The organism is Shigella sp. FJ200513 (assembly GCF_040495915.1).
Lineage (GTDB): Bacteria > Pseudomonadota > Gammaproteobacteria > Enterobacterales > Enterobacteriaceae > ECMA0423.
Window position 1 is genome coordinate 1 of sequence record NZ_JBDYCV010000198.1, and the last position, 3,001, is coordinate 3,001.

Sequence of the window (3,001 nt, forward strand, 5' to 3'; positions counted from 1 at the left end):
CGCTTACCGCTCATGGGCACCTCTCTTTAAGCCATCTTAAATGACTCTGAGGTGTCTGTTAAACCCGTGGCGATTCAGTGAGCGCATTCTGACCGACCGTGAAAATGGTGAAAAAGGCGATAATTCTCAAGATACCTCTTATGCCCGTGTAGGCGTGAAAGGTGAAACTCAGATCAACCCTGAAATGACTGGTTACGGTCAGTTTGAACTAGACCTGGAAGCATCAAACAGACACAACCCTGACCAAACTCGTTTGGCATATGCTGGTTTGAGTTACAAAGATTTTGGTTCATTCGACTACAGTCGTAATGTCGGTGTCGCGTATGATGCAGAAGCATTTACTGATATGTTTGTTGAGTGGGGCGGTGACTCATGGGCTGGTACTGACCTGTTCATGACCAACCGTACCAACGGTGTTGCAACCTATCGTAACACAGATTTCTTTGGCATGGTTGAAGGTCTAAATTTTGCTCTGCAATATCAGGGTAAAAATGAAGGTACAGGCAACTACAAAGCAAATGGCGATGGCCATGGTTTATCTGCAACTTACACTATTGACGGTTTCTCATTTGCTGGTGCTTATGCAAACTCTGACCGTACTGATTGGCAGTCTGGTGATGGTAAAGGCGAAAGAGCCGAAGTTTGGGCGTTGTCAACAAAATATGACGCTAACAATGTTTATGCTGCTGTGATGTACGGTGAATCTCACAACATGAATTCCGACGACGGTGATGTTGTGAACAAAACACAAAACTTCGAAGCTGTTCTGCAATATCAGTTCGACTTTGGTCTGCGTCCATCCATCGGTTACTCCTATTCTAAAGCACTGGACGTAGCAGGTTGGATTTGCCCCTATATTTCCAGACATCTGTTATCACTTAACCCATTACAAGCCCGCTGCCGCAGATATTCCCGTGGCGAGCGATAACCCAGCGCACTATGCGGATGCCATTCGTTATAATGCTCGAACGCCTCTGCAAGGTTCTTTGCTGCCGTTAACCCGTCTGGTTTGGGCATGATACTGATGTAGTCACGCTTTATCGTTTTCACGAAGCTCTCTGCTATTCCGTTACTCTCCGGACTCCGCACCGCCGTGTTCTTCGGTTCAAGTCCCAACATCCGGGCGAACTGGCGTGTTTCATTAGCCCGGTAGCATGAACCATTATCCGTCAGCCACTCCACTGGAGACGACGGAAGATCGTTGCCGAAGCGGCGTTCCACCGCTCCCAGCATGACGTCCTGTACTGTTTCACTGTTGAAGCCGCCGGTAGTCACCGCCCAGTGCAGTGCCTCACGATCACAGCAGTCCAGCGCGAACGTGACACGCAGTTTTTCTCCGTTATCACAGCGGAACTCGAACCCGTCAGAGCACCATCGCTGATTACTTTCTTTCACAGCCACTCTGCCGGTATGTGCCCGTTTCGATGGCGGTACAGCGGGTTTTCGCTCAAGCAACAGCGCATTCTGGCGCATGAGCCGGTAAACACGTTTGGCATTGATCGCAGGCATACCATCAAGTTCTGCCTGTCTGCGAAGCAGCGCCCATACCCGACGATAACCATACGTGGGCAGCTCTCCGATAACATGGTGTATACGGAGAAGCACATCCGTATCATCAGTGTGACGACTGCGGCGGCCATCCATCCAGTCATCGGTTCGTCTGAGAATGACGTGCAACTGCGCACGCGACACCCGGAGACAACGGCTGACTAAGCTTACTCCCCATCCCCGGGCAATAAGGGCGCGTGCGCTATCCACTTTTTTGCCCGTCCATATTCAACGGCTTCTTTGAGGAGTTCATTTTCCATCGTTTTCTTGCCGAGCAGGCGCTGGAGTTCTTTAATCTGCTTCATGGCGGCAGCAAGTTCAGAGGCAGGAACAACCTGTTCTCCGGCGGCCACAGCAGTAAGACTTCCTTCCTGGTATTGCTTACGCCAGAGAAATAACTGGCTGGCTGCTACACCATGTTGCCGGGCAACGAGGGAGACCGTCATTCCCGGTTCAAAGCTCTGCTGAACAATTGCGATCTTTTCCTGTGTGGTACGCCGTCTGCGTTTCTCCGGCCCTAAGACATCAATCATCTGTTCTCCAATGACTAGTCTAAAAACTAGTATTAAGACTATCACTTAAATAAGTGATACTGGTTGTCTGGAGATTCAGGGGGCCAGTCTACAGGTTACAAAGATTCTGATCGTCTGAACTATATTGAAATCGGTACCTGGTATTACTTCAATAAGAATATGAACATATATACCGCTTATCAGATCAACCTGCTTGATAAGAGTGATTATGTTCTCGCTCATGGACTGAACACCGACGACCAACTGGCAGTTGGTATCGTCTACCAGTTCTAATCAGCCAACGCGCCGAGGCGTGTTACTGTAAAACATAACACCAGCCTGAGTTCGTCCCTCATCGAACTCAGGCTTTTTTATTGGCATTTCATCTCCATCTGCGGCACACGCAATTGCCAAAGCATATCGATACGGCACATTCCCCTGCCCCTGCTGGCACAATAACATCTACCAGCTACTCTTCAACCCAACACCCCAAATGCATTTCTTTATAAATTTAATCTGTAACAAAACCACTTCCCATATAGAAATATTTGCAAAAATAGTGCATGAAAAAAGCTTTTCCCTACCAATCCGGGATATAAATAATCATCAGTACCACAATTATTCCACAGCAATAAATCTCTTCCCGCCGCTCCGGACCTCTGATAATGGTCTAAAATCATTGAGGCCACTTGCGACGACATTGCTCAATGAGGAAAGTTTGGCGTGAATAATATTCAACACCAGTGCAGCATCATCATTACATACTTATGCCCGCCAACTACCGCTTTCGATATATTGACTCAATTTTTCAGCCTGGTTAAAAATAGCGACCAGCTCAGTCGCAAATATAGTGACTACCCTAACTAGGTAATGCTGCCAACTTACTGATTTAGTGTATGATGGTGATTTTAAGGTGCTTGCGTGGCTTCCATTTCCATCAG

The 3,001-nt window shown here is 47.8% G+C and carries 1 protein-coding gene and 2 pseudogenes; 2 read left to right on the forward strand and 1 reads right to left on the reverse strand.

Going from position 1 to position 3,001, the window contains the following annotated elements:
• Positions 1–79: 79 nt before the first annotated feature.
• Positions 80–844 (forward strand): annotated as a pseudogene (locus ABZJ92_RS21240) (porin); the annotation flags it as partial.
• A gap of 8 nt (positions 845–852) precedes the next feature.
• Here the strand turns inward: ABZJ92_RS21240 and ABZJ92_RS21245 are convergent.
• Positions 853–2,081 (reverse strand): IS3-like element IS2 family transposase gene (locus tag ABZJ92_RS21245; protein WP_353765462.1). Its coding sequence is split into 2 segments (ribosomal slippage): positions 853–1,766 and positions 1,766–2,081, totalling 1,230 coding nucleotides; the frame shifts between segments, so codons are not numbered across the junction.
• 93 nt (positions 2,082–2,174) lie between these two features.
• On the opposite strand from ABZJ92_RS21245, the pseudogene ABZJ92_RS21250 reads away from it, so the two are divergent.
• A pseudogene (locus ABZJ92_RS21250) lies at positions 2,175–2,354 on the forward strand (porin); the annotation flags it as partial.
• Between the last annotated feature and the right edge of the window lie 647 nt (positions 2,355–3,001).